Raw genomic sequence first — 26453 nt, 5'->3', positions numbered from 1 at the left:
TCCCCCTGGCACTTCCGATGACGGCTCTTGTGCCTTTTGTTTCGCCAACGCCGCCGCTTTCGCCTTTGCCGCTGCCGCCGCCTTTTGCTTCGCTAGCTCTAGGGCGTCTCCCCCTGGCACTTCCGATGACGGCTCTTGTGCCTTTTGTTTCGCCAACGCCGCCGCTTTCGCCTTTGCCGCTGCCGCCGCCTTTTGCTTCGCTAGCTCTAAGGCGTCTCTTTCTTCAGATATAGGCTTGCCTTCTTCCTCATGTGATGGAAGCTTTTCTAAGGGAAGCTCTGCTGTATCTTCTTTAGATGTTTTCTCCGCTTGCTCCTTTGCTGCCATCCGTTCACGCGCCAATCGTTTGGCCCGTTCCGCTGCTTCCTTTTTAAGCTGCTGTAAATCTTTCTCATCGCTCATCTATTACAGCACCTTCTTCCCCATCTTTGCTTCGTAGCGAATCTTTTCTTTTAATTTATTAATTCCGTAAATTAATGCGGCCGGATTTGGTGGACAGCCCGGGATATACACATCTACCGGAACAATCTGATCCACGCCTTTCACTACACAGTAGGATTTGACATAAGGACCGCCCGCCGTCGCACAGGACCCCATGGCGATCACCCATTTCGGTTCCGGCATTTGGTCATATAAGCGGCGAACGATCGGCGCCATCTTTTTCGTTACGGTTCCCGATACAATCATGACGTCAGATTGGCGGGGAGACGTACGGAAAAAGGAGCCAAATCGATCCAAATCGTAATGGGAGGATCCTACTCCCATCATCTCGATGGCACAGCAAGCGAGCCCAAAGGTTAGAGGCCATAGCGAATTGCTGCGCGCCCAAGCCTTCAATTGCTCAAGGGTTGTTAAAAAAACATTTCGTCTTAATTCTTCCATTTCCTCTTCTGGAACATTTAACAATTTTATGTCCATTTTAACACCTTCTTCTTCCAAGCATATGCAAGTCCAATCACAAGCATGGCTACAAAAATAAGCATTTCAATCAACGCAAATAAACCAAGGCGATTGTAAGCAACAGCCCAAGGATACAAAAATACCGTTTCTACATCAAAAATGACAAACAACAGAGCAAAAATGTAGTAGCGTACATTAAATTGAATATGCGAATCGTGAAAGGGTTCAATTCCACTCTCATAAGTAGTCTGTTTTGCATCGTTAGGAGCATGGGGACGCAAAATTCGCCCTGCGGTCAAAGCAACCATTGGGAGCAAAATTCCAAGACATAAAAACACAAAGACGATTAAATAATTATTCAAATAGACATTGAGCAATGCTTCATTCGCCTCCTTTTTTTCTGATAAATAACAATTGAACAAAAATATAAAAAAATGAAAATTTGTAATCGTTATCATTATAACATTTATATCCAGAAGTGTCGACAGACCGCCCAGTCTTGCCAATAATAAATATTTTTATTTTTCAAATAAATAAAAACAGGAGAAAATCTCCTGTCCAAACTTTCGCAAACGCTTTCATTTCGCGTTACTGAACTCGCTCATCCGCTCATGAATGTTTTGGTTCGATTTTGCATCTTCACTCGGTTTCATTCTTTGCCTGCCAAGCGTTTTCAACCTTGAATGAATGATGGATAAAATGTTTGTAGACAAAGCCAACGTTGGCTTTGTCTACAGCCTAAAGGCAGGGAACTCCCCTGCCTTTAACGTTTTCCAGCTATCTCTAACCGATTGATCGCTCGTCTTAAAGCAAGCTCGGCGCGTTTGAAGTCAATATGATCCTGTTTGGCCTCCAAACGTCTTTCTGCCCGTTCTTTTGCTGCTTGTGCGCGAACTACATCAATGTCTTCCGCTTTTTCTGCTGCTTGCGCGAGCACGGTTACTTTGTCGGGACGAACTTCTAGAAAGCCGCCGCTGACTGCGATAAGTTCTGTTTTTCCGTCTTTTTTTAAGCGTATTGAACCGATCTCAAGCGGAGCAACAAGCGGAATGTGCCCCGGCAGAATGCCGAGCTCTCCGCTTTTTGCCTTCGTGCTGACCATTTCAACGTCCGCTTCATACACCGGGCCATCAGGAGTAACTACATTGACTTTAATCGTCTTCATCACAAAAGCCTCCTATGTCCCTAAATTAGACTTCTACGCCCATTTGTTTCGCTTTTTCCACTACTTCCTCAATGCGGCCTACAAGACGGAACGCATCTTCTGGAAGATGGTCGTATTTTCCTTCCAAAATTTCTTTGAAACCGCGAACGGTTTCTTTTACAGGCACGTAAGAACCTGGCTGACCTGTAAATTGCTCCGCAACGTGGAAGTTTTGCGATAAGAAGAATTGAATACGGCGAGCGCGCTGAACCACAAGTTTATCCTCGTCAGAAAGCTCGTCCATACCAAGAATGGCGATAATATCTTGCAATTCTTTGTAGCGCTGCAACGTTTGTTGCACTTTACGTGCCACTTGATAGTGCTCTTCACCAACGATTTCTGGCGAAAGCGCGCGAGATGTCGAAGCAAGCGGGTCTACCGCAGGATAAATCCCCATCTCAGACAATTTACGCTCCAAGTTCGTTGTCGCATCTAAGTGTGCGAACGTGGTTGCTGGAGCTGGGTCTGTATAGTCGTCCGCTGGTACGTAAATCGCTTGAATCGATGTTACTGAACCAACAGCAGTTGATGTAATTCGCTCTTGTAATTGGCCCATCTCTGTCGCAAGCGTTGGCTGATAACCTACCGCAGACGGCATGCGTCCTAATAGCGCCGAAACCTCGGAACCCGCTTGCGTGAAACGGAAAATGTTATCAATGAAGAACAACACGTCTTGCCCTTGCTCGTCACGGAAATATTCCGCCATTGTCAAACCTGTCAATGCTACGCGCATACGCGCACCAGGCGGCTCGTTCATTTGTCCGAACACCATCGCCGTTTTGTTAATAACGCCGGAATCCTTCATTTCATGATAAAGGTCGTTACCTTCACGAGTACGCTCACCGACGCCCGCGAATACCGAGATACCACCGTGCTCTTGAGCGATGTTGTTGATAAGCTCTTGGATTAATACCGTTTTACCTACACCGGCACCACCGAACAGACCGATTTTTCCACCTTTGATGTATGGTGCAAGAAGATCGACAACTTTAATTCCTGTTTCAAGGATTTCTACTTGAGTGGAAAGCTGTTCAAATTTTGGTGCTTGTTTATGAATGGAATCGCGACGTGCATCCGCCGGAATTTCTCCATCTAAATCAATTGGCTCTCCCAATACGTTGAATACGCGGCCAAGTGTCACATCACCGACAGGCACGGAAATTGGCGCCCCTGTGTCAATGACTTCCATGCCACGAATGAGACCGTCCGTAGAAGCCATCGCAATCGTACGAACAGTATCGTCGCCAAGGTGAAGGGCCACTTCTAATGTTAAGTCAATATCGACTTCATTTTCGTTGCGCGCTTTATGTTGGATTTTAAGGGCGTTGTAAATCGCAGGAAGATGTCCGCTTTCGAACTTTACGTCTACAACTGGACCCATAATTTGAAGAACGCGTCCTTTTGTCATCCGTTTTCCCTCCTAACTTGCTACTTGAACGTCTCTCTGACGCATGCACCGACGCAGCTGGTTATTGCAGCGCATTAGCTCCTGCCACGATTTCCGTAATTTCTTGCGTAATCGCTGCCTGACGGGCACGGTTATATGAAAGTGTAAGCGTACGAATAAGTTCTTTTGCATTATCAGTCGCATTTTTCATTGCCGTCATGCGCGCCGCATGCTCACTTGCTTTGGCATCTAACAATGCCCCATAGATCAAACTTTCGGCATATTGCGGCAAAAGCACTTCCAAAATTTCTTCTTGTGACGGCTCAAATTCATAAGATGTTCGTTTTTTCTCAGCCACTAAATCCGTAAGCGGCAAAAGCTTTCTTTCCGTTACATCTTGTTGAATCGCGCTTACGAAATGGTTGTAATACATATATAGCTCGTCAAACGTACCGTCAGCAAACATGCCTACTGTTTGGCTGGCAATTCGCTTTATATCAGCAAATGATGGCTGATCTGGCAATCCGGTAATGTTTAAAACAACCGGGATATTGCGCTTTTGGAAAAAGTTCAAGCCCATACGGCCAATGGCAATGATCGCATATTCATCTGTCGATTTATGACGCTCCTGAATGGTTTGATAAACCGCTCGAAGAATGTTGCTATTGTATGCACCAGCTAATCCGCGATCAGATGTAATAACCAAATAGCCCGTCTTTTTGACAGGACGTTTCACTAGCATCGGGTGATTGACTGAACTGCCTAATGAAATGTTTGCGACAACCTCTTGAATTTTTTCCATATAAGGAACAAACGATTTCGCATTGGTTTCAGCGCGATGCAGTTTTGAAGCGGAAACCATCTCCATCGCCTTTGTAATTTGGCTTGTTTTCTTCGTCGAGTTGATTCGCGTTTTAATATCGCGTAATGATGCCAAAGGTTTTCACCACCTTTTTTGCGCTGAATCTATTGATAGAGACAAGGAACAGAAGGCTTCACGCCCCTTCTGCTCCTGCCGCCTTTTATTCAGAAACAACAAATGTTTTCTTGAAATCTTCGATCGCTTTGTTGAGATCTTCTTCGCTTGGAAGATCTTTTGTCGTGCGAATATGATCAAGAATGTGCTGGCCGTTTTGATCAAGCCATGTAAAGAATTCTTTCTCAAAACGACGAATATCTTCAACCGGAATATCATCTAAGAATCCGCGTGTTAATGCGTAAATGATAGCCACTTGTTTTTCTACTGGAAGCGGTTCGTGCAACCCTTGCTTTAACACTTCAACTGTGCGCGCACCACGAGCAAGCTTTGCTTGTGTCGCTTTGTCGAGGTCTGAACCGAATTGCGCGAATGCTTCAAGCTCACGATACGCAGCTAAGTCAAGACGAAGCGTACCCGCTACTTTTTTCATCGCTTTAATTTGCGCAGAACCACCTACGCGAGAAACGGAAAGACCCGCGTTGATTGCCGGACGCACACCAGAGAAGAATAAGTCAGATTGCAAGAAAATTTGTCCGTCTGTGATTGAGATAACGTTCGTCGGAATATAGGCAGAAATGTCCCCTGCTTGTGTTTCAACGAACGGCAATGCAGTCAAAGATCCTGCTCCTTTTGCATCGCTTAATTTCGCCGCACGCTCTAAAAGGCGAGAATGCAAGTAGAATACGTCCCCTGGATACGCTTCACGGCCTGGAGGACGGCGCAATAATAGGGAAAGCTCACGGTAAGCGGCCGCTTGCTTCGATAAATCATCATATACGACAAGCACATGCTTTCCTTTATACATGAAGTATTCTCCCATTGATACCCCAGCGTATGGAGCTAGGAATAGCAATGGAGCCGGTTGCGAAGCAGAAGCAGTGACAACGATTGTGTACTCTAACGCGCCATGCTTGCGCAATGTTTCAACAACGTTACGAACCGTTGATTCTTTTTGTCCGATTGCTACATAGATACAAATCATGTTTTGGTCTTTTTGGTTCAGAATCGTATCGATCGCAACCGCTGTTTTACCTGTTTGACGGTCTCCGATAATTAACTCGCGCTGACCGCGGCCGATTGGAACAAGTGCGTCAATCGCTTTAATACCTGTTTGTAATGGCTCATGTACTGATTTACGATCCATAACCCCAGGTGCCGGGCTTTCGATTGGACGAGTCTCCGTTGTTGCAATCGGTCCTAATCCGTCTACCGGCTGTCCTAATGGGTTGACGACACGGCCGATCAATGCTTCACCAACAGGAACCTCCATAATACGGCCTGTCCGACGAACTTCATCGCCTTCTTTAATATCTGTATACGGACCTAAGATAACGATACCAACATTGTTTTCTTCAAGGTTCAGTGCCATTCCCATGACACCATTTGCAAATTCAACGAGCTCCCCTGACATGACATTGTCAAGGCCATGTGCGCGCGCGATACCGTCACCAACTTGGATTACTGTACCTACATCGCTCACTTTGATTTCAGACTGATAGCTTTCAATTTGCTTTTTTATCAGCGCGCTAATTTCTTCAGCTCTGATGCTCATGCATTTCACCCCTATCTATAAATCTTTAGCCAATAAGCTGACGTTGAAGTCGTTCTAATTTTCCGCTGACGCTTCCGTCATAAATGCGATTGCCGATACGCAGCTTCACACCGCCAATTAAGCTTGGATCAATGATGTTTTGAATGTGAAGGGTTGCTTTGCCCACCTTCGCTGCAAATACTTGCGAAAGCGCCTGTTTCTCATCTTCCGTTAGCGGTCGGACAGAATATACCGTTGCTTCTTCCGCGCCGCGCGCTTCATTTGCAAGTGCAATAAATTCATCCGCCAGTGACTCGACAATGTCGATACGATGGCGATCAAGCAGCAACTGAAGCGTATTTTGCAAAGGCGTTGACAGTGTAGCAAACACTTCTTTGATTAATGCCTTTTTCTTGTCTATCGAGAGCTTCGGATGAGTCAATACGGACAGAAATTCCGGCTGTGCAGCAAACACTTGCTGAATCACACGGATTTCTTCTTCAAACTGATCAAGGAGCTGCTGTTCATTGGCGATTTGAAAAAGAGCTAACGCATAACGCTTTGCTACGACTTCTTTGCTCATCGCCCTTCTCCTACCTCTTGGATATATTCATTGATCAGCTTCGCTTGATCTTGCTCGCTTAATTCTTTTTCAATGACTTTTGATGCAATCAATACAGATAAAGATGCCACTTGCTCACGCAACGCAGCAACCGCCTGCTCTTTTTCGCGCTCGATTTCTTTTTTCGCCGCTTCTTTTAAACGCTCGGCTTCCTCACGAGCCGCTGCGATAATTTGCTCTTTTTGCTCTTCGCCAAGCTTGCGAGCATTTTCAATTAATGCTTGCGCTTCCTGACGCGATTGCTTCATAAATGCCCGCTGCTCTTCCGCAAGCTTTTTCGCCTCTTGATGGTGTTTTTCTGCTTGTTCAATTTCATTAGCAATATGCTCTTCGCGTTGTTTCATAATGCCCATTAATGGACCAAACGCAAATTTCCGGAGCAATGCTAATAAGATGACAAAGATAAGCAATTGGAAAATGATATCACCTGTGTTGAGTCCTGTATGATGCTCAGCAGCACCCAATAAAAACATGTTCATGCTTATTAACACCGCTTTTCACTCCCTTCAGCCGCTAAACTTTTTCATAAAATGGCAGGGTTTACATGTAATGTACATAAAGGAATGGCGAAGGTGATCGTCTGCACGAACTTCGCCATCACATAAGGAAATATTGATTATCTGTTCATAACGATGAATGAGATAACTACGCCGATAATCGGTAACGCTTCGACTAACGCTACCCCGATGAACATCGTTGTTTGAAGTACAGGACGCAATTCCGGCTGACGAGCGATTCCTTCCACTGTACGACCTACGATTAAACCGTTACCAATACCAGCACCAAGTGCTGCCAAACCTACTGCAATAGCAGCTGCAATTAAATTCATGTTAAATATCCTCCTTCTATTTATGTCATATAATTTTTTTGGATAAAAGTTTATCATTAATGGTCTTGGCTCACCTTATGTGCCATATAAACCATTGTTAACATAGTAAAGATAAATGCTTGAATACAGCCTACGAAAATACTGAATGCTTGCCAAACCATCATCGGAATGGCAGCGCCAAGCGCGCCAAACACGCCGCCGTTTGTGGCAAGCCCCGCCAACAGCCCCAGCAAAATCTCTCCGGCAAAAATGTTACCGTAAAGACGCAAGCCCAATGTTAAAGTATTAGAGAATTCCTCAATAATTTTCAACGGGAATAGAAAGGCCATTGGCCGCAAGTAATCACGACCATATTCTTGAACACCTTTAAGCTTTACGCCATAATAATGCGTGAGGCCGACGATCATGACTGCAAGAGTCAACGTAATGGTTGGATCGGCAGTTGGAGACTTCCACCAAAGCGTATCTCCGAAACGGACAGAAAACGGCAGACCGAGCATATTCGCTACAAAGATGTACATAATGAGCGTAACACCTAATGTTAAGAAGCGGCCGCCCGTTTGCCAGTCCATAGTACTGTTAATGATTCCCCTCACAAAATCAAACACCCACTCCAAGAAATTTTGCATTCCCCGAGGGCGAAGCTGAAGAGATCTTGTTGCAGCAATAGCAATAATAAACACAATGAGACTTGTAATGGTCGTCATTAAGATGTTGGACAAATTAAATGTCAGTCCCAACCATTCAACAATCGGTGCTTTATGTTCCAACTTTTTTCACCTCTCTTTCCATTTATGTTATTTATTTTTGTGCAAAAGAAAATCTATTATAATGACAGTATAGGATGTCATTAATCCTATCGTAACAGGAATGATGGAGAAATATTGCGGATATTCGATGGCAATCGCCGCAGCCAAGACAGCGGCCGCTAAGCGCGAAAACGTTCCGAGCGAGCGGGCTTTTTTGCCTTGAGCGACCGCTCGTCCGAATTTTTCGACTTTCCGGACTAGACTCCACAACAAAAACAGACTGATCACCGTTCCTAAAATCAAGCTTAAGAAAACGGTTTTATAGCTTGTAAAGCCCCAGCCTAGCGTGTAAAGAGACAATAGATAAAATATGTATTTTTGCTGTCTTAAGAACATTTGCTGCATGCCTTTACTCCTCTGGGAAATATTGACGAATCAAGCGAAACATCGCATATATGCCTGCCGCAAGACCAATCAGAAGCCCTACAACAAGAAAGATGGGCTCCGTGCCAAGCTTTTCGTCAATCCATTTCCCGCCAAAAATCCCTATCAAAATCGAACCAACTAGCTGGGATACGATCCCGGACATGAGACCGATCGCTTGAAGGGGATGGCGCTGTTTTGGACGCATACACATACATCCTTATGGTAAAAGTTTTTGTAGATAAACCTCGTGAAAACCTTATCATTATATCCCCTGTAAGCATACAATAGGCATCGTCCAATGTCAACGTGTTTAGCCAATAAATTCAAATAAATTATTAATATTTTGTGACATTTCCTCATTTATTTTTCATATTGTTATTGTATAATATAATGTTTATATTTTTCACTATCAAATTTTTCCTTCATTTCTGCGAACCTGCTCCCTTTTCACGCGGAATCTGAGGGTTTGTCGTTCCTCTAAAACCATTGCGAAAAATGCATTTCTTGCAAAAGCGATGAGACCCTTCTTCCATATTAAACTTGGTGATGGAAGGAATCCCCTCATAGGAAAAAGCGACAAATCATCTGGATGGCCGCTTGCCTCCGACCTTAAAAAAATGAGGATTCTACTTTTCAATCGGCTATACGGCCGCTCTTTTCATTGTATTCCCCTAGATAAACGAGCATTGAAGCCAACTAAATCGAAAATTCGTTTATAAAAGTAGAGCAATTCCCGCGTCACTTTTGCTTCATATGAAAAAACGCCAAGCATCCATGTTAGCATGCTCAGCGTTTAACAAAATATACTATTTCGTTCCAAATAGTCGGTCTCCTGCATCTCCAAGCCCTGGAACAATATAGCCGTGATCATTTAATTTTTCATCAAGTGCGGCAATGTAAATATCAACATCCGGATGCGCCTTTTTGACCGCCTCTACCCCTTCAGGAGCAGCGATTAAACACATGAACTTAATGTGTTTCGCTCCGCGCTTTTTTAATGAATGAATGGCTTCAACGGCTGAGCCGCCTGTTGCCAGCATCGGATCCACGACAATAAAATCGCGCTCTTCTACGTCTGTCGGAAGCTTGACATAATACTCGACCGGCTTTAATGTTTCTGGATCACGATACAGCCCAATATGGCCGACCTTTGCAGCTGGGATTAGCTTTAAAATGCCATCCACCATGCCAATTCCCGCGCGCAAAATTGGGATAATCCCCAACTTTTTCCCGGAAATAACTTTGGATTTCGCTCTGCTGACCGGCGTTTCGATTTCCACTTCCTCCAGCGGAAGATCGCGTGTAATTTCAAAAGCCATCAATGTCGCTACTTCTTCGACTAATTCACGAAACTCCTTTGTACCTGTTTGCTTGTCCCGGATATATGTAAGTTTATGTTGAATAAGGGGGTGATCAAATACGTATACTTTGCCCATAGTCTCTTCTCCTCTTTTCTTCATGTTGCACTTCTTTATATTTTACCGAAAAAATGACATCTGTTCAATAACAGTCATGAATGATTAAAAAATTGCCTCGTATCTTTGAAAAAGATACGAGGCATGAATGAGACTATGCATAAAGCGGAAATTTTTCAGTTAATGCAGCTACACGCTCGCGTGCTTCTGCTTGCTTTTCTTCATTATCCACATTTTTAAGGGCAAGGGCAATAATGCTTGCAATTTCATCCATTTCAGCAAGGCCAAAGCCGCGGCTTGTAACAGCTGCTGTGCCGATGCGGATGCCGCTTGTGACAAATGGGCTCTCCGGATCGTATGGAATCGTATTTTTATTGACGGTAATGCCGATTTCATCAAGAACTTTCTCGGCGACTTTTCCTGTTAATCCAAGCGAACGCAAATCAACGAGTAAAAGATGATTGTCCGTTCCTCCTGATACAAGCGTGAATCCTTCCTTTACTAACGCTTCTGCCAAACGTGAAGCGTTGTTGATAATGTTTTGGGCATATTCCTTAAAGCTATCATTCAACGCCTCGCCTAATGCGACAGCCTTTGCAGCAATAACATGCATTAATGGTCCACCTTGAATGCCAGGGAAAATCGCTTTATCGATTTGCTTAGCAAATTCTTCTTTGCAAAGGATCATACCGCCGCGTGGCCCGCGCAACGTTTTATGCGTTGTCGTTGTTACGAAATGAGCATAAGGAACAGGATTGGGATGAAGACCTGCCGCAACAAGACCCGCGATATGAGCCATGTCGACCATCAAATACGCTCCGACTTCATCAGCAATTTCACGGAATCGCGCAAAGTCAATCTCGCGCGGATAGGCGCTGGCACCGGCTACGATGAGCTTTGGCTTATGTAAGCGCGCTTTTTCCAACACGTCGTCATAGTTGATTCGGTGAGTTTCCGGGTCTACTCCATATTCAACAAAGTTGTATTGAATTCCGCTAAAATTCACTGGACTTCCGTGCGTCAAATGTCCCCCATGGGATAAATTCATACCTAAAACCGTATCTCCGTGATTTAATACGGTGAAATATACCGCCATGTTCGCTTGCGCACCGGAATGAGGCTGAACGTTCGCATGCTCGGCACCAAATAATTGTTTTGCCCGTTCACGCGCTAAATCCTCGACAACATCAACATATTCGCAGCCTCCATAATAACGGCGGCCCGGATATCCCTCTGCATATTTATTGGTTAATACCGATCCTTGCGCTTCCATTACAGCGGGACTGACAAAATTTTCAGACGCAATCAGCTCAATTTTTGTTTGTTGTCTTTTTAATTCATCTTGAATCGCTTGAAATACTTGTGGATCTTGTTGTGGCAAGTGGTTCATCACAAGCTCCTCCTTTTTTCGAGATATCGGAATATTCCCCTCTATTTTAACAGCATTTTAGGAAAGGATTCAAAGAAAAAATGAACAAAATCAACAAGATTGATATGAAGCATTCGTGTTTTCCTTGAAATAGACCGCCCGATCTCCACCGATTAATTTCGGTCTTGTCTTCGCCAATGTCACATGAGCACGACCAATTTCACGAATGGAAGTACGGACGGGAACAGCGACATGCTTTAAATGCATGCCGATGAATGTATCGCCAATGTCGATGCCGGCATCCGCTTTAATAAATTCGACAACGACTGGATCCTTCATATGATTGTACGCATATTCCGCCATCGCTCCCCCGGCCGAAGCGACCGGAACAACGGAGACAATTTCCAAACTTTTAGCCAATGCGGTTTCTCGTTCAACAACGAGCGCGCGATTTAAATGCTCGCAGCATTGAAAAGCAAGCTGGATTCCTGATTGAGCGCGCCATTGTTGCAATTCAGCAAAAATCATTTCCGCTACTTCTTTTGTGCCTGCTGTTCCAATTTTTTGCCCAATTACTTCACTCGTGCTGCAGCCAATGACAAGGAGATGCTCAGAAGAGAGAGGAACTTGCTGGCGAAATTCGCTCAAAATCGCTTGCCATTGCTGCTTCCATTGTGAAAGCATGATCCGTCTCCTCCTCGTTACAGATGTGTCTGCTCATATTGATGGATTTTATTCACGCGATTCGCATGGCGGCCTCCTGCGAATTCTGTTGTCAGCCATACTTTCGCAATCTCCCTCGCCAAACCTGGCCCGATGACCCGTTCTCCCATTGCTAATATGTTGCTGTCGTTATGTTCTCGCGTCATTTTCGCGCTATATACGTCGTGAACAAGGGCGCACCGCACTCCTTTTACTTTATTGGCGGCAATCGACATCCCGATTCCTGTTCCACAAATTAAAATACCGCGATCGACTTCGCCGCTCGCCACCTTTTCAGCCACCGGAATGGCATAATCGGGATAATCGACAGAACTGCCGCATTCGCATCCCAAATCGATATATTCGATTTCCATTTCCTCCATAAGCTTTTTAATTTCTTGGCGAATGGCTACTCCGCCGTGGTCAGACGCAATGGCTACTTTCATGTTGTTTTCCTCCTTTTTCTCTTTCCTTCCATTGTAACGATAAAAAGCGACTTTTTCATTAACTTATTCAGGCTGTTGACAAACGCTGTCATCGTATGTCGCCAGCCTTGCTCGTCCACCCATGAATGTTTTTTGTTCGATGGGCGGTTTCGCTCCTTGTCTGTGAGGCGTTTTCAAGACCGGCTGATGCTCAAAATGACGGTAGACAAAGTCAAAGTGGACTTTGTCTACCGCTTTTAACACTTATTATGCTCTTTTACGAAACAAATTTCCATCCTAAAACACAGGGCATCATAAGAAGTCTATATGGATGCCGCTTAAAAGGCATGGGCCCTCCATCGGCTTTGCTGCCTTTCTCTTTCTGTTCCCGAACGATAAGCGCCGTCTGTCAAGCAGACGGATCCGTTCATACGGACGACCCATTTGATATTCTTCTCATCCATTCACTTATCTTGCACAAAAACGATCAATCGTATTTTTTAATTTTTGCGCTTGCTCCGCTAACTGGCTGACAAGCTCATTCACATGGTTAATCATTGCGGCTTGTTCCTGTGTGGCAGCCGTCACTTCAAGCGCTCCGGCTGATGTTTCTTCAGCAATCGCTGCTACCTCCTGAGATTGGATGGACGTTTTTTCAATATGCCGCATTTGTTCCTTCACCAATTCCGCAATTTGATGAACGGAATTAGCCACTTCATGAATCGAATGAGTCATCTTCATAATCGCTTCATTTGTATCGTTTCCTTTTGCAGCTTCTTCATTGGCAGCGGTCACCTGCTCATCAATTTGCGCGACCACGTGAACGACTTCTTTTTGAATATTTTTGATTAGCTCAGAAATGCCCTGCACGGCCCGCGCGCTTTCATCAGCCAGCTTCCGCACCTCTTCCGCAACCACAGCGAAGCCCTTTCCATGTTCGCCAGCACGCGCCGCCTCAATGGAAGCATTTAAAGCTAATAAATTCGTTTGACCCGCAATATCACCAACAAGCAAAATGATATTCTCGACTTTTTTGGCATGCTGCTCAAGGCGCCGTACCGCATTTAACGAAGCCTGATTATTTTGGGCTAAATGTTGAATGCCTGTTACAAGTGAATCAATGACTTCTTTGCTCTTATGAAGCGTGTCGACCATATCAACGGCCAATTGCTCTGATTGCTTTGCTTTTTGCTGAACTTCATTGGCGATCTTCAACACATCTTCCACGGATTCGGCGGTTGTCTGCATCGAAACAGCCGAGTCGGTCGCCCCTTTGGAAATTTCCTCAATCGTTCGGGCTATGCTTTCTGAGCGCTCGACTGCCACGCTTGAGGCATCGGTAATTTCGACTACCTTTTCGTTTGTATGGGCAAAGTTTTCTTCAATATTGCGGACCATCATTCGCAAATTTCTTAACATTTCATTAAAAGCGACTCCCAATGCCCGTATCTCGTCATCCGATTTAGCTAGCGGCACATCTTCATCAATTTTTCCATTTGCTGCTTTAATCGCCGCCTGCTCTAACTGATGCAGCGGACGCGTAATAAAACCTGAAGCGATATACGCCAAAAGTCCTGACCAGAAAATACCGAGCAATAGGATCACAATCGTAAACAAACTCTTATCAAACGTACTAAACATCAGATCATAAAGTACATAAATAAAGAACGCGCTTGTAGAATACGTAATAACGGCCAAAACGGTCGTAAACACAACAAGCTTTAATCGCAGGCTAAACCCGTATTTCTTTTTCTCACTCATGGCCTATATCCCCCTCAAATATCCCATTATAGCTTTTGAATGAGCTGCTCGATCAATTGATCCAGCTCCTCTCTCGTCCGGCGATAAACTTCAACAGAGCCCCCGAACGGATCGACTACATCCCCTTCTTGTCCTAAAACAAATTCCTTCATTGTAAAGATTTTGTCCTTTGCCTCCGGAAATCGTTCCACCAGCTGCTGTTTGTGTCCCGTTGTCATGGTAAAAATATACGTAGCCCAGTCCACATCTTCTTTTTTTAGAAACGAAGAACAATGAGCCATATCAATTCCTTTTTCTGTTAATACCAATTTCGCATAGTCAGAGGCGTCGCTCCCTTCCATAGCAAATAAGCCTGCGGATTTCACTTGGACATCCGGCAGTCGCTTGTTCCTTAATAGAGCTTCAGCCATTGGACTTCGGCACGTATTCCCCGTACAGACAAAAAGTACATGAATCGACATAATACCCTCCTCGTTGGTAAGGCCTGTATAGCATTATTATAATAGAATTCTTTTTCTAAAGTATAGTGCAAAAAAGATTGCTACTCTATAAATATAGGAGAATGGAACGAATCGTCTCCAGACCATCAGCAGACGAAGGTGAGTCTGCTGGCAGATCCCGGCCCCGCAAACAAATGACAAAAGTCCAAAAAACGCCGCTTTCAGATCCATCCATGGTTCTGTAAAGCGGCGTTTTTCGCTCATTTGACCGTGAAAAGCGGCCCAAACTCCATTATGTACATGCTAAGGCATGAAGTTACATCCCCATATAGCGGCCTTATCCAAAGGGAATCATCAGCTTTAAACCGAATACTAGCAGAATGCTGCCGCCCAACAATTCCCCATAAATGCCAAGCCAGCGCTGAAAGCGGCTTCCCAGCAATAAGCCAAGCCATGTAAGAACCATGCTAAAAAAACCAAACAGCAGAATCGTTAATAGCGTGCGGGCTCCGTAAATACCGAGACTCAGACCGACCGAAAAGCTGTCGAGGCTGACGCTCAAGGCAAAAAAAACTAAACCTATCCCGACCGGCGAAATCAGCGGATCACTTTCTCGCTTTAAGGAAGTGACAATCATTTGCAAGCCTAGTATAAGCAGGAGTCCGCCGCCGACATAAGTGGCAATCGCTCCAAATTGCTCAGACAGAAGACGCCCCACAAACATTCCTAGCATCGGCATTAGCACGTGAAAGAGACCGATGGTAAATCCTATATGAAACATTTGCTTAACACGCAAACGAAAAAAACCCATTCCCAATCCAATCGAAAATGCGTCCATGCCCAATGCAAATGCCATCATGCACAATGTCACCAGTTCACCAACTAATTCCTTCATCTCCCACCCTCCCCGGACTTGCCTATTGGTAACATATGCAAGTCCGAGGAGGTTTAGACTGGTTATTTTTCATAAAGAACCCGATATCCCGCCGCCTTTTTTAAGCGATTCATAATAGCTGTACCAATGCCATGATCAGGAAAACATTCGCTATAGATCATGTCCACCTCAGCTTCATCGAACGCCCGAAGCGCATCATATAAATGGCGAGCGACTGTATATAAATCTGACCGCTTCCCACAGGAGATCACAGCATCTGCTCTGTAAGTCAATTGCCGCTCTTCGGTCGTTAACACTCCCACTTTTTTACCGAGCGCGCGCTGTTCATCAACAAGCTGCTGCAAAAATGCTGAAGTGCCTTCCACAATCGTCAACGGCGCTCGCGGTGCATAATGTGTATATTTCATTCCCGGCGCCTTTGGCTTCTCCTTTTCATTCAATAACGCCGCATCCACATGAACACGTCCGATAAGGTGCTCTAGCTCCTCTTTGGTAACACCTCCCGGACGCAAAATGGTGGGGATATCCGTCGTGCAATCCAATACCGTCGATTCGACTCCAATTCCCGTTGGTCCGTCATCCACTATACCCGCGATTTTTCCATTTAAATCAGCTAAAACATGCATAGCGCTTGTCGGGCTTGGTTTTCCTGACCGATTCGCGCTTGGAGCAGCAAGCGGCAAGCCGCTCTCCCGAATTAAGGCCAGAGCGACTGGATGGGCCGGCATACGCACCGCAACCGACGCAAGACCGGCTGTTACTTCTTCACAAACAACATTTTTTCTCTTTTTCAAAACCATGGTCAGGGGCCCCGGCCATAGCCGCTCGATTAACGTTTGCGCCACATCAGGAATATCCACAGCGATCTGTCCCAATTGATCATAATCAGCAATGTGAACAATCAATGGATTATCACTCGGACGTCCTTTCGCTTGAAAAATTTTTTTCACAGCTGCCGACGAGGCGGCATTCGCCCCTAATCCATATACGGTTTCAGTAGGAAAAGCAACCACTTCACCGGCACGCAACAGCTCGGCCGCTTGTGAAATTTGTGGATAAAGTTCGTATTTATCCACAAATTTATCCACAATCCAAATTTTTGTTTCCATGCTTCTCACCACCATTCATCGTTGATTATCTATTCAATTTTATTGCTAATTTTGAAGAACCAAGCAAAATCATATGCGAACCATCTATTTCTATCCACACATTGTGGATAAATCTATTTTTACTGTGGGTAAATCTGTGGGTAACTATTTGTTTATTAATCCAAACTTCTGCATTTATCCACAAAAATGATTACGGCCAAATTTTTCCGATCATTTCCTTGATGAAAAATTTTACCTCTACTTTATCATCGTCATCATTGACGACAACGTCTGATGAGGACATCACAGCCGTGCCGGCACCAGCTGCTTGCAGCGCTGGCGCATTTTCCGTTTCTTCTTGCTCATGATCCTTCGTTGTTTTTTCTTTTTTAACAAATGTGGCATTGTCTTTTTCTGGCTGATGCTTGTTCACAACCTTCTTATTCACATGTTCTTCATTCTTATGAGCTTCTGCTTCTTCTGATGCCGGAGCCATTTCTGTTTTGGCTCCCTCTTCTGCTTTCACGGCTTCGCCATTGGAAAAGTCGAGGAAACATAACGGCGGAAACAACACACACCACCAATTTGCTCCTTTTCCTTCCCCTAGAGTAATAAGAATCGCTTGATATTCCCCTGCCGGATAAATATAGTTCCCATAAATCTTAGTCGGAAAATGCACCTTGCCAAATTGAACATGGTAGGTTTGATCGCTCTTTTCTTTTTTCAGCACATCAGCCACTGTTTTTTCAATATCAGGCAAATGTAAGCGGATGACTTGTTCAGCCTGAGAGAATGAGGTTAAATGAGCGACCCAGCCGTTAATTTGTTCATTCACCGCATCACGCACTTTGCGTTTCAACGCTTGATCTTCATCCGAATCGCTGTTGGCTAGGATACGCAAGCGGATCGCCTGGTCAGGAATCATCACTTGCGCATTTTCACCAGCCTCTGTTTGCTGACCATATAAATTCACAAACACACCGATTGCCAATAAAAATATATATAATACAATTGCTAATTTTTTCATTACATTTGCACCGTCCTTTCACTAACCTATTTTGGACAGTGCCATCCATTTTTAAACTATGAATCTAAAAAATAAACAATAAATTGATGGATTGAAAGCTTTCATGCAATTCGTTATGGGGAGTTCCCCTGACAAAGTCCCGTTTGTGCGTACCTCCATTTTCCTGCTGCATTTATTATCCATGGACAACCAATCATATAATAACATCGCACCCGTTCTCCGTGATGGGCCATAAGCGAGAATGCGGGTGCGAGATGTCCTTTGTCTTATAACGGCGGTTCGATTTCCGCATAAACATTGCGGTCTTTTCCATTGATATCAAAAACAACGTCAACAGCAGCCTGCGGAAATGTTCGCTGCAGCAGTTGAGCTACCGCTTCTCCTTGCCCTGCCCCAACTTCAAATGCGACAATGGAACGGCTTTTCAGCACCAAAGGCAGTTCAGCCATAAAACGCCGATAAAAATCAAGGCCATCCTTGCCGCCCACCAGCGCTTTTCGCGGTTCATGGTCTTTTACAATTGGAGAAAGCAAAGCGATATCAAGCTCTGGAATATACGGAGGGTTAGACACAACCACATCCACTTTGCGTTTTGCCTGAATGAGCGGCTGCAGTAAATCCCCTAACCAAAATTCTACTTCCGCTCCAAGGCGGCGGGCATTTTCTTGTGCTACCAGCAGCGATTTTTGCGAAATATCAATCGCACTCATGCGCAGCGTATGGTTTTCGAGCGCCAGTGTTACAGCGATCGCTCCGCTGCCTGTTCCCACATCGACAACATCAACCGCTGTTTGATTAGGAAAAAATCGTTGGATGCGCTTTAACACCCCTTCCACTAACTCTTCCGTTTCTGGCCTTGGAATGAGAACCTCGCGATTGACGAGGAACGAACGACCATAAAATTCCTCCGCGCCAATCAGGTATTGTACAGGGGTATGTTCCTTTACATGCTTATGGAGATCTTCAATCAGCCCTTGATACGCTTTTTCGTTAATCTCCTCCCGCAGACAAGCAAACAGCTGCGCCCTGGTCATTTGTAAATGATGAAGCAGCAATAATTCTGCTACACGCGCTTCTTTTCCATGCTCTTCTAAAAAAGAAGAAGCCCAATGAAGGACTTCGTAAATTTTATAACTCATGATTCGCCTGCTCCAATTTTTTCGATTGATCGTCTAGAATCAGCGCATCGATGATCTCATCCAGCTTCCCTTCTAGAATTTGATCAAGCTTTTGAATCGTGAGCCCGATTCGATGATCCGTTACACGATTTTGCGGAAAATTGTAAGTGCGAATCCGCTCAGAACGGTCTCCTGTGCCAACCGCCTGTTTGCGTGTTTGATCATATTCCGCACGCGCTTCTTGCTGATATTTATCATAAATACGGGCACGCAATACTTTCATCGCTTTTTCCTTATTTTTAATTTGCGATTTTTCATCTTGGCATGAAACGACGATTCCGGTCGGGATATGCGTTAAGCGCACCGCGGACATCGTCGTATTGACGCTTTGTCCACCTGGGCCGCTTGAAGCGAACGTGTCGACACGAATGTCTTTTTCGTTGATTTCAATTTCAACCTCTTCCATTTCAGGTAAACAAGCAACGGTTGCTGTCGATGTATGGATGCGTCCGCCCGATTCTGTCTCAGGAACACGCTGAACACGATGAGCACCATTTTCAAATTTTAATTTTGAGTACGCCCCTTTTCCGTTAATCATAAAAATAATCTCTTTATAACCGCCTAATCCTGTTGGACTCGCTTCGATGACTTCCGTTTTCCATCCTTGGGACTCCGCATAGCGGGTATACATACGGTATAAGTCGCCCGCAAACAGCGCCGCCTCTTCTCCGCCAGCCGCGCCGCGAATTTCCATAATGACGTTTTTGTCATCGTTCGGGTCTTTCGGCAGCAATAATACTCTTAATTTTTCTACTAGCGCTTCCTCGCGCTCTTCCAATTCGTTAATTTCTTCTTTTACCATTTCACGCATATCAGGATCCAATTTTTCTTCTAGCATCGCTTTCGCATCTGCCAGCTGCTCGCGAACAGACTTATATTCGCGATATACATGCACGGTTTCTTCTAAATCGGACTGTTCTTTTGAATAGTCGCGAAGCTTTTTCGGATCATTAATAACTTCTGGATCCATCAACAGCTGGTTTAATTTTTCATAACGTTCTTCTACTGCTTGAAGACGATCAAACACATGCTTCACCTCTGTCTTTGTCCATACACAGTCTAATTTGTAATTATACTACAATCTAATGAAATACGAAAGTACTTCCATGGTCCAGCTAAATAAAGTCCTATGAGGGTTAATGAAACGTCTCTCCTTTCTAACAGAGTGGAGATGTGATAACGATTGTTCAATCCCCTTATCGATAAACACAAACTTGGGACGGGAACGATATGTATCCAAATTCATTGTCAGAAAAGCCTGCCCGACTGTCGTTCCTGCTCATTGCGGGGAAATCAATATCGACACATTCAATGAAATGGAGATCGTCATGAAACACGATCGACGGATGAGCTCGACTTCATGTACACGAATGTTTACGTCTCAGCTTCCTCTTATCGAACAGGCGATTTTTTGACCAAAGTGCCAAGAATTAGGACAAAATCGACAAATTTTCGGCATCATTTGCTAGCGAATGCACGCCTGCCCCTCCGTCCATATAGAAGGAATCCGCCTATCTGCATGCCAGACGATCTGCTCGTGATGCTTCGCTGAGCCATAAGATTCCGTTTCCCTTTGCGGACAGGAAGCGGATTTTTTTACTTGGCATACTTTTTGCATTAATGGTAGATGACGAAAAATTTTTCGGAAAGGGGATTGGGAGAATGAAAGCAGCTGTTGTTCATCAGTTCAAACAAAAGCTTCAAATTGAAGAGGTAGAAAAACCAAAGCTTGAGTACGGCGAAGTGCTCGTGAAAATCGAAGCGTGCGGCGTTTGCCATACCGATTTGCATGCCGCTCATGGGGACTGGCCCGTCAAACCAAAGCTTCCGCTCATTCCAGGACATGAAGGAGTGGGAGTCGTCGTCGAAGTGGCACCGGGGGTGAAATCGATTAAAGTGGGAGATCGCGTAGGAATTCCTTGGCTTTACTCCGCATGCGGGGAATGTGAATATTGCTTAAGCGGCCAAGAAACCCTTTGCCCTCATCAATTGAATGGCGGTTATTCTGTTGACGGCGGATACGCGGAATATTGTAAAGCGCCAGCGGATTATGTCGCGCGCATTCCAGATAACCTAGATCCGGTGGAGGTCGCACCGATTCTTTGCGCCGGGGTCACAACCTATAAAGCTCTGAAAGTATCCAATGCTAAACCGGGGGATTGGGTAGCCATTTATGGAATCGGCGGCTTAGGACATATCGCTCTGCAATACGCGAAAGCAATGGGATTCAATGTAGTGGCCGTCGATATCAGCGATAATAAAGCAGAATTGGCTACAAAATTAGGAGCGGATATCGCCATCAATGGCTTAAAGGAAGATCCGGTACAAGCCATTCATGAAAAAGTCGGCGGCGTACAAGCGGCTATTAGCGTAGCTGTCACGAAAAAAGCATTTGAACAAGCCTATCAATCTATCAAACGCGGCGGTTGCCTCGTTGTCGTCGGATTGCCTCATGACGAGCTGCCGATCCCTATTTTCGATACCGTCTTAAACGGCATCACCGTTAAGGGATCCATCGTAGGAACAAGAAAGGACATGCAGGAAGCGCTTAACTTCGCAGCCCAAGGAAAGGTTCGCCCTATTGTGGAAGCGGTTTCTTTGGAGCATATTAACGAAGTGTTTGAACGGATGGAAAAAGGACAAATCAACGGCCGCATCGTTTTAACCATGCAATAACACTTTCTAAATAGATATTCAAGCTGGCAGGAGCGGTGGAACAAGCGGCTCCTGCACCAGCCAAATAAGGAGGAATCATCTTATGATTTATAACCGGCCCGGAGAAAATGGCGCCAAAGTTCAATTTAAAAAAAGATATGACAATTACATTAACGGGGAATGGACACCGCCTATTTCAGGACAATATTTTGAAAACATCACTCCTGTTACAGGGGAGGTTTTTTGCGAAGTAGCCCGTTCCCAAGCGGAGGATATTGAACTGGCGCTCGACGCAGCCCACGCGGCGAAGGAAGCGTGGGGCAAAACGTCTCCTGCATTCCGCGCCACGATTTTAAACAAAATTGCAGACCGCATGGAAGAAAATTTAGAAATGCTGGCGGTCGCTGAAACATGGGAAAACGGAAAACCTATTCGAGAAACGCTAAATGCAGATCTTCCTTTAGCTATCGATCATTTCCGTTATTTCGCGGGAGTGATCCGCGCTCAAGAAGGATCCATCAGCCAAATTGACGATGATACCGTTGCTTATCATTTTCATGAGCCACTCGGGGTCGTTGGCCAAATCATTCCGTGGAATTTCCCGCTTCTCATGGCAGCTTGGAAAATCGCCCCGGCGCTGGCGGCCGGAAACTGCATTGTCTTAAAGCCTGCAGAGCAAACACCGGCATCCATTATGGTTTTAATGGAGCTAATCGGGGATCTCTTGCCTCCAGGAGTGCTCAATATCGTCAATGGTTTTGGCCTTGAAGCCGGAAAACCTTTAGCATCCAGTCCGCGCATTGCGAAAATTGCTTTTACAGGCGAGACGACAACAGGACGTTTAATTATGCAGTATGCCTCACAAAACATTATCCCGGTCACCCTTGAGTTAGGCGGAAAATCGCCGAATATCTTTCTTCCGGACGTAATGAGCGAAGAGGATGATTTCTTAGATAAAGCGCTTGAGGGCTTTACGATGTTTGCCCTGAATCAAGGAGAGGTCTGCACATGCCCGTCGCGGGCCTTGATCCACGAGTCCATTTATGCTGTATTTATGGAAAGGGCGCTCGAACGTGTCAAAAATATTAAAGCCGGAAATCCATTGGATACAAGCACCATGATCGGAGCGCAAGCATCGTCCGAACAGATGGAAAAAATCCTTTCCTATATTGATATCGGCAAGCAAGAGGGAGCGGAATGCCTGATCGGCGGAGACCGAAACCACATCGCGGGCCTTGAAAACGGCTATTATATTCAGCCGACCGTATTCAAAGGACATAATAAAATGCGGATCTTCCAAGAGGAAATTTTCGGTCCTGTCGTATCTGTCACAACGTTTAAAAGTGAAGAGGAAGCGCTAGCCATTGCCAATGATACATTATACGGATTGGGCGCCGGTGTGTGGACAAGAAATATTCATACCGCTTACCGGCTAGGCCGGGGAATTCAAGCAGGAAGAGTGTGGACCAATTGTTATCACGCCTATCCGGCTCATGCGGCATTCGGCGGCTATAAAATGTCAGGAATCGGCCGCGAAACTCATAAAATGATGTTAGCTCACTACCAGCAAACCAAAAACCTTCTCGTCAGCTATCATCCAAAAGCGCAAGGGTTTTTCTAAACGATTCACAGCTAAGGGGCACGTGGCTCGTCCATGAGGGCGAGCCGCCGCCTCTCCATTTTCTGGCCAATGATACACCATTAGAGGCTGAAGCTTTTTTACAAAAGGAAAAAGGAGCGGATGCAAAAGCAGCTATACTTTTGAATCTGCTCCCTTTTCTTTTAATAAATACCGCAATTTACGAACGGTGATATTTAATCGCTCTGCTGTCTCCTTTCGGTTTCCGATCGTTTCTTTTAATGTTTTTATGACAAAGGAACGGCCAATTTGCGTCTCTAATTCTTTCACCAATGACAATACATATTCAAGATCTACTTGTGGATGATTATTCTTCCACAATGACAATACATGGTTCGTCCATTGCTGCAAATAGGTTTCTAAATCGATTTCTTCTTGCTCCTTTTCATGCACCCGTACAGATGGAGGATGGGTTTCTCCTTTGATTTTTTCCGGAAGATACTGTGGCGTAATCACCTGTGTTTCTCCTTCCGCTAATGTGATCGCCCGCTTGACCACATTCATCAGCTCTCTTATATTTCCCGGCCAATGATAACGCTTCAAATAGAAAAGGCTTTCTTCGGAAAAAGATAATGATGAGTTCATCTTTTTTAAAAAATAAGTAAGCAAAAGCGGCAAATCTTCTATTCTCTCTCGAAGCGGCGGAATCGCGATTTTGACTACGTCAAGCCGATACAAAAGATCTTCTCTAAACTTTTTTTCTTCTACTGCTTTAGACAAATCGACATGTGAAGCCGCAATGATTCTCGTATTGGTTTTGCGGATGACCTCACCGCCTACCCTCATATACTCGCCAGTCTCTAACACTCGCAGCAATTTGACTTGAATGGCCAGCGAGGCTTCGCCAATTTCATCGAGAAATAATGTTCCGCGATGAGCAATCTCAAAGATGCCTTTCTTTTCTTTGATCGCTCCTGTAAAAGCCCCTTTCTCATGACCAAACAGTTCGCTTTCCAACAATGTTTCGGAAACGGCTCCGCAGTTTATTCCAATAAAAGGCTGGTCGTAGCGAAGGCTCGCGTGGTGAATAAACTGGGCAAGCACTTCTTTTCCTGTTCCTGTTTCCCCTTCAATGAGCACATTGACATTTTTTTTCGCAATTTTATAAGCCAATTTTAACAGATCATTCATTTCCTTGTTCGTCCCGACAACAAACCCAAGCGTTTCCGCGAGCTTGTACATGTCGTCTTGTGATGAAGCGATACCGTTATTTAACAGTCCTTCAATTAATTCTTCCAGCTGCTCAATATCATCAAACGGTTTTTCTACATAGTCGCTCGCTCCATATTTTATCGCATCCACCGCGGTTTTGACCGTGCTGTATCCCGTCATTACCACAGCTTTACACGTCGGCTGTGTGCGCTTCAGCTGTTTTAACAAGTCTAAACCGTTTGTGTCCGGAAGTTTGACATCAATAAATGCGAGATCAAACGAGTATTGCTGAATGAGTTTCGAGAAATCTTTGCCGCTGAATCCGAGCTTTACGCGATACCCTCTTCCTTCTAGCAAATGCAGAAAAAAGGTGCCTACCTCTCGTTCATCATCAATCACTAAAATATAGCTCATCGGTTCTCTGCCTCCATTCTATCGCTTTGCCGGAAGCTTTAAAATAAACTCACTTCCTTTTCCTCGTTCGCTTATGGCTTCAATCGTCCCTCCGTGAGCTTGTGCAATTCCTAAGCTAACAGATAGACCAAGCCCTGTTCCTTTTCCTGGCCGTTTAGTCGTAAAAAACGGGTTAAAAATCTCCTGCAGATGCTGTTTGTCGATCCCAATACCATTATCTTTGACAGAAAGGGTTACCCATTTACTCCCATGTTCAACGATCGTTTTTGTTTCAATTGCGATTACTTTTTCAGCGCCCTCCCTCTCTTCCAGTGCATCTTTGGCGTTGATTAAAAGATTTAATACAATTTGGCCAATTTGCTGAAGATTCCCTTCCACCCATTCAACGGAATGATCCAGATTGACCTGAATGACGATATTTTGCTTTTGAATTTGATCCCTGATCAGCCCCAGCACCTGTTCAACCGCATCATTAATGGAACAGTCCGCAAACCGATATTCATCCTGTCTGGCAAATGTCAGCAGGTTTTGAATAATGGCTTTGCAGCGCTTTCCACATGAATAAATATCGGATAAAAGTGTGGAAGAACGCCCTTCTTTCGGGAAAGATCTCAACAATAGCTGAGCATTGCCAAGAATCGCTGTCAGCGGATTGTTCAGCTCATGAGCGATACCCGCCGCCATTTCGCCAATGGCGGCCAATTTCCCTGATTGCACCAATTGCGCCTCAATCTGAAGTTTTTCTGTAATATCATTGATATAAATAATCACAGCGTAAATGCTTTGGTTTTCGTTAAATACTGGATACGAATGAAAGTCACATATGCGTTGCTGAATATGAAAGCGACGATAAACGGGTTTTTGTGTTGCTACATTTTCCATGATAGGGTTTTCATTTTGCTCAATCGCTAACAGCTCACATATATTTCTAGTATGCGGGGACCCGCCAATTTGAAAAAATTCTTTCGCTGCATCATTATATCGCAAAATACGGCCTTCTAAATCAACGACTAAAATCATTTCCGAAACAGCCCGAAATGTTTCCTCCCATTCTTTTTTACTGACAAGCACCTCGCGATAAAGCCTTGCATTTTCGATGCAAACCGCCAACTGATCTCCAAATTGCTGGAAAAACGAGAGATCGGCTTCATCATATCGGACGATTTCAGAGCTTCCGATGCTTAATACGCCGATTACCTGTCCTTTGCTAATCAACGGAACAAGCAATACGCTGTTTATGCCAAGCTCTCGGTAAACAGCGCTTTCTACGTAGCTCTCCTCTTTCTCCTGCACTTGATAAAAAAGCTTCTGCAGCGATTGAATCACTTTCCAATAAATCGAGCGTTCTTTCGGCAACGTAAAACCAATGGGGAAGTATAGCGAATGGAAAGGATAGACATTCGTCAATGTAAGCTTATCATTTTCGTATAAAGATAGACTGATGCGTTTGATAGGAAAAATTTCTCTCAGCTTATCAAAGGTATTTTTCAGCATGTCATCCATTGACATATCAATATTAAAGCTTTTCGTAATGTCATTGATAATTTCCAGCTGCATATTTTTCTTTTTTAATTCCGCTACCATTTTCTTCAATTCGGTATAATAGCTTTTCTTGGAGGATTGCACCCCTGTTAACAAATTAATCATTTGCTGCCGCTCATTCATC

The 26453-nt window shown here is 44.6% G+C and carries 28 protein-coding genes and 1 pseudogene; 2 read left to right on the top strand and 27 right to left on the bottom strand.

The window, feature by feature from the left end:
* From GGQ95_RS12840 to prfA, 25 genes and pseudogenes are all read right to left on the bottom strand, one after another.
* Nucleotides 1-402, bottom strand: a pseudogene (locus tag GGQ95_RS12840) (NADH-quinone oxidoreductase subunit C); the annotation flags it as partial.
* A 3-nt stretch (nt 403-405) separates the two neighbouring features.
* On the bottom strand, nt 406-918 hold the full coding sequence (locus GGQ95_RS12835; protein ID WP_080859562.1) for a NuoB/complex I 20 kDa subunit family protein: 513 nt from the start codon (nt 916-918) through the stop codon (nt 406-408).
* On the bottom strand, nt 909-1277 hold the full coding sequence (locus GGQ95_RS12830; protein ID WP_044741595.1) for an NADH-quinone oxidoreductase subunit A: 369 nt from the start codon (nt 1275-1277) through the stop codon (nt 909-911). The genes GGQ95_RS12835 and GGQ95_RS12830 overlap by 10 nt, the downstream gene beginning before the upstream one ends.
* Before the next feature lie 386 nt (nt 1278-1663).
* Nucleotides 1664-2065: a F0F1 ATP synthase subunit epsilon gene (locus GGQ95_RS12825; protein ID WP_044741555.1), complete on the bottom strand. Its 402-nt coding sequence runs from the start codon at nt 2063-2065 to the stop codon at nt 1664-1666.
* A 25-nt stretch (nt 2066-2090) separates the two neighbouring features.
* The gene (gene atpD / locus GGQ95_RS12820; protein ID WP_044741554.1) at nt 2091-3512 is read right to left on the bottom strand and encodes a F0F1 ATP synthase subunit beta; all 1422 of its coding nucleotides are present in this window, start codon (nt 3510-3512) and stop codon (nt 2091-2093) included.
* 61 nt (nt 3513-3573) lie between these two features.
* Nucleotides 3574-4428, bottom strand: a complete 855-nt coding sequence (locus GGQ95_RS12815; RefSeq protein ID WP_159720616.1) for a F0F1 ATP synthase subunit gamma — start codon at nt 4426-4428, stop codon at nt 3574-3576.
* Between the two features lie 85 nt (nt 4429-4513).
* Nucleotides 4514-6022 carry a F0F1 ATP synthase subunit alpha gene (atpA, locus tag GGQ95_RS12810; protein WP_183186901.1) on the bottom strand — a complete coding sequence of 503 codons (1509 nt, stop codon included), beginning with the start codon at nt 6020-6022 and terminating at the stop codon, nt 4514-4516.
* Between the two features lie 25 nt (nt 6023-6047).
* On the bottom strand, nt 6048-6584 hold the full coding sequence (locus GGQ95_RS12805; RefSeq protein WP_044741551.1) for a F0F1 ATP synthase subunit delta: 537 nt from the start codon (nt 6582-6584) through the stop codon (nt 6048-6050).
* Nucleotides 6581-7102: a F0F1 ATP synthase subunit B gene (gene atpF, locus GGQ95_RS12800; RefSeq protein ID WP_066150851.1), complete on the bottom strand. Its 522-nt coding sequence runs from the start codon at nt 7100-7102 to the stop codon at nt 6581-6583. Before atpF ends, GGQ95_RS12805 begins: the two co-directional genes overlap by 4 nt.
* A 137-nt stretch (nt 7103-7239) precedes the next feature.
* Nucleotides 7240-7452, bottom strand: coding sequence for a F0F1 ATP synthase subunit C (gene atpE, locus GGQ95_RS12795; protein WP_017436872.1), 213 nt, complete (start codon nt 7450-7452; stop codon nt 7240-7242).
* 56 nt (nt 7453-7508) lie between these two features.
* A complete protein-coding gene (gene atpB, locus GGQ95_RS12790) occupies nt 7509-8222 on the bottom strand; it encodes a F0F1 ATP synthase subunit A (protein ID WP_066150612.1) in 714 nt (237 codons plus the stop codon).
* A gap of 27 nt (nt 8223-8249) precedes the next feature.
* A complete protein-coding gene (locus GGQ95_RS12785) occupies nt 8250-8606 on the bottom strand; it encodes an ATP synthase subunit I (RefSeq protein WP_066150614.1) in 357 nt (118 codons plus the stop codon).
* A 4-nt stretch (nt 8607-8610) separates the two neighbouring features.
* A complete protein-coding gene (locus GGQ95_RS12780) occupies nt 8611-8832 on the bottom strand; it encodes an AtpZ/AtpI family protein (protein WP_044741546.1) in 222 nt (73 codons plus the stop codon).
* Between the two features lie 601 nt (nt 8833-9433).
* Nucleotides 9434-10063, bottom strand: a complete 630-nt coding sequence (upp, locus tag GGQ95_RS12775) for a uracil phosphoribosyltransferase (protein WP_066150620.1) — start codon at nt 10061-10063, stop codon at nt 9434-9436.
* A 133-nt stretch (nt 10064-10196) separates the two neighbouring features.
* Complete coding sequence (gene glyA, locus GGQ95_RS12770; protein WP_044741544.1) at nt 10197-11432, bottom strand: serine hydroxymethyltransferase; 1236 nt, start codon at nt 11430-11432, stop codon at nt 10197-10199.
* A 90-nt stretch (nt 11433-11522) separates the two neighbouring features.
* Entirely contained in the window at nt 11523-12095 is a 573-nt protein-coding gene (locus GGQ95_RS12765) for a TIGR01440 family protein (RefSeq protein ID WP_183186900.1), read from the bottom strand.
* 17 nt (nt 12096-12112) lie between these two features.
* Nucleotides 12113-12559 carry a ribose 5-phosphate isomerase B gene (gene rpiB, locus GGQ95_RS12760; RefSeq protein ID WP_044741542.1) on the bottom strand — a complete coding sequence of 149 codons (447 nt, stop codon included), beginning with the start codon at nt 12557-12559 and terminating at the stop codon, nt 12113-12115.
* Between the two features lie 63 nt (nt 12560-12622).
* A complete protein-coding gene (locus GGQ95_RS12755; protein WP_066150626.1) occupies nt 12623-12802 on the bottom strand; it encodes a hypothetical protein in 180 nt (59 codons plus the stop codon).
* A gap of 204 nt (nt 12803-13006) precedes the next feature.
* On the bottom strand, nt 13007-14299 hold the full coding sequence (locus tag GGQ95_RS12750) for a methyl-accepting chemotaxis protein (RefSeq protein WP_080862209.1): 1293 nt from the start codon (nt 14297-14299) through the stop codon (nt 13007-13009).
* 26 nt (nt 14300-14325) lie between these two features.
* Nucleotides 14326-14760, bottom strand: coding sequence for a low molecular weight protein arginine phosphatase (locus GGQ95_RS12745; RefSeq protein ID WP_183186899.1), 435 nt, complete (start codon nt 14758-14760; stop codon nt 14326-14328).
* Nucleotides 14761-15076: 316 nt separating this feature from the next.
* Nucleotides 15077-15634, bottom strand: a complete 558-nt coding sequence (locus GGQ95_RS12740) for a manganese efflux pump MntP (protein ID WP_080862207.1) — start codon at nt 15632-15634, stop codon at nt 15077-15079.
* 62 nt (nt 15635-15696) lie between these two features.
* Entirely contained in the window at nt 15697-16743 is a 1047-nt protein-coding gene (locus GGQ95_RS12735) for an L-threonylcarbamoyladenylate synthase (protein WP_080862206.1), read from the bottom strand.
* 190 nt (nt 16744-16933) lie between these two features.
* Nucleotides 16934-17749, bottom strand: a complete 816-nt coding sequence (gene spoIIR / locus GGQ95_RS12730) for a stage II sporulation protein R (RefSeq protein ID WP_183186898.1) — start codon at nt 17747-17749, stop codon at nt 16934-16936.
* Nucleotides 17750-18015: 266 nt separating this feature from the next.
* Nucleotides 18016-18888 carry a peptide chain release factor N(5)-glutamine methyltransferase gene (gene prmC, locus GGQ95_RS12725; RefSeq protein WP_183186897.1) on the bottom strand — a complete coding sequence of 291 codons (873 nt, stop codon included), beginning with the start codon at nt 18886-18888 and terminating at the stop codon, nt 18016-18018.
* Nucleotides 18878-19954 carry a peptide chain release factor 1 gene (gene prfA / locus GGQ95_RS12720; protein WP_044741535.1) on the bottom strand — a complete coding sequence of 359 codons (1077 nt, stop codon included), beginning with the start codon at nt 19952-19954 and terminating at the stop codon, nt 18878-18880. The genes prmC and prfA overlap by 11 nt, the downstream gene beginning before the upstream one ends.
* 635 nt (nt 19955-20589) lie before the next feature.
* Here prfA and adhP point away from each other — a divergent pair.
* Together adhP and adh are read left to right on the top strand one after the other, a co-directional pair.
* Nucleotides 20590-21603 carry an alcohol dehydrogenase AdhP gene (gene adhP / locus GGQ95_RS12715; RefSeq protein WP_183186896.1) on the top strand — a complete coding sequence of 338 codons (1014 nt, stop codon included), beginning with the start codon at nt 20590-20592 and terminating at the stop codon, nt 21601-21603.
* An 82-nt stretch (nt 21604-21685) separates the two neighbouring features.
* The gene (gene adh / locus GGQ95_RS12710; protein ID WP_080862204.1) at nt 21686-23203 is read left to right on the top strand and encodes an aldehyde dehydrogenase; all 1518 of its coding nucleotides are present in this window, start codon (nt 21686-21688) and stop codon (nt 23201-23203) included.
* 132 nt (nt 23204-23335) lie between these two features.
* Here the strand turns inward: adh and GGQ95_RS12705 are convergent, their stop codons facing one another.
* Entirely contained in the window at nt 23336-24787 is a 1452-nt protein-coding gene (locus GGQ95_RS12705; protein ID WP_044741533.1) for a sigma-54-dependent transcriptional regulator, read from the bottom strand.
* Between the two features lie 18 nt (nt 24788-24805).
* Nucleotides 24806-26452, bottom strand: a complete 1647-nt coding sequence (locus GGQ95_RS12700) for a GAF domain-containing sensor histidine kinase (RefSeq protein ID WP_183186895.1) — start codon at nt 26450-26452, stop codon at nt 24806-24808.
* Nucleotide 26453: the final 1 nt, after the last annotated feature.

The organism is Anoxybacteroides rupiense (genome assembly GCF_014196195.1).
GTDB lineage: Bacteria > Bacillota > Bacilli > Bacillales > Anoxybacillaceae > Anoxybacteroides > Anoxybacteroides rupiense.
This window is presented reverse-complemented; position numbering and strand designations above follow the sequence as displayed.